The sequence below is a fragment of the Mycobacterium syngnathidarum genome, from assembly GCF_001942625.1.
In the GTDB taxonomy this organism is placed as follows: domain Bacteria; phylum Actinomycetota; class Actinomycetes; order Mycobacteriales; family Mycobacteriaceae; genus Mycobacterium; species Mycobacterium syngnathidarum.
Genome location: NZ_MLCL01000014.1, coordinates 1 through 467, shown reverse-complemented (window position 1 = coordinate 467; position 467 = coordinate 1). Strand labels below are relative to the sequence as shown.

The window sequence follows — 467 nt, the reverse complement described above, 5'->3', positions numbered from 1 at the left end:
CTGACCCGACTGGCCGCATCGGTTCGGCGCCCGGCCGGAGATCCGGTATCAACGGCCGATGACATAGCGCCGCAGGAAGATTCGGAAGAGCGGCGTTCGGAGCTGCTGGCAGGCCTGGACGAACAGGTGACCCGGCCGGCCGCGCATCTGCTGCCCCTGCACCGCGGGGAGGACGGCAGCGGCTGGGAAAGCGCCGACTGGCAACTGCGTCGCGGCCGGATCGTGCTGACGGAAGGACGGTCTCCGGCAGGTCTGCGGCTCCCACTGGCCGCCGTCTCCTGGAAGCCGGCCCCACACCCGGCCGAGGCGGATCCGCTCAGCGCTGCAGCCGAATTCGATACGCAGCGATCCGGATCCGCGGCCGTCGTGCCCGCGGACGGTGTACCCACCACAGCCATGGTTGCCGAGATCCGCGACGGGCTGCTGTACCTGTTCCTGCCGCCCCTGGAGAGCCTCGACGATTTCGT

Annotated in this window: 1 protein-coding gene; it reads left to right on the top strand. The window is 70.0% G+C overall.

The features are described from left to right. The coding region (locus BKG60_RS03540; protein WP_207553865.1) for a transglutaminase family protein at nucleotides 1-467 on the top strand (467 nt) is incomplete at both ends.